Annotated in this window: 1 protein-coding gene; it reads left to right on the top strand. The window is 63.5% G+C overall.

Translation table 11 applies throughout. From position 1 onward, the window contains the following. Positions 1–759, top strand: a 759-nt coding sequence (locus tag AC5P1C_RS43855; protein WP_493871594.1) for an IS5 family transposase, incomplete at its 5' end; no start/stop codon positions are given. Between the last annotated feature and the right edge of the window lie 94 nt (positions 760–853).

The raw sequence follows: 853 nt of genomic DNA, 5'->3' as shown, positions 1-853 counted from the left end.
GGGCCGGGCACGGCCGCCCGGGTGCACGACCTGCGGGAGATCGTCAACGCCATCCTCTACGTCAACCGCACCGGCATCCCATGGGAGTACCTGCCCCACGACTTCCCGCCGTGCAAGACCGTCTACGACTACTACGCCAAGTGGGAAGCCGACGGCACCACGCAGCAGGTGCACGACCTGCTGCGGGACAAGACCCGCCGTGCCCACGGCCGCGACCCGCAGCCGACTGCGGCGTTGATCGACGCGCAGAGTGTGAAGACCTCGACGAACGTCGCCGAAAGCAGTCAGGGCATCGACGCCGGCAAGAAGATCAAAGGCCGCAAGCGGCACGTCATCACGGACACTCTGGGGCTTGTGCTGGCCGTGCTGGTCACGGCCGCGAATGTGCACGACACCGTCGGCGGCAAAATCCTCCTCGACGAGCTGGCCGCAGCCCACCCCCGCGTGTCCAAGGTCTGGGCCGACGGCGGCTACCAGAGCAGCATCTTCAACCACGGTGCAAGACACCGCATCGACGTGGAGGTCGTACAACGGACGCGGGCCAAAGGCTTCGAACCGCTCCCGAAACGATGGGTGATCGAGCGGACCTTCGGCTGGCTGATGCAGCACCGCCGCCTGGCACGGGACTACGAAGCACTGCCGCGGAGATCCCGCACGATGATCCATTGGACCATGGCTAACAAAATGGCCCGCGAACTGACGGGAGAATCCATACCAACCTGGCGAATCGAAACGGGTATACCGGCCACAATGGCCTGAACGGTGATCAGATGCCCTCTTACTGTTTCTAACAAAAGCGGTTGATCATGTGACTGTTGGCGTGTCGGCTCGTTGGTCTGGTTGTGGCGAAACG

It is taken from the genome of Streptomyces sp. A18, from assembly GCF_059026065.1.
This window is presented reverse-complemented; position numbering and strand designations above follow the sequence as displayed.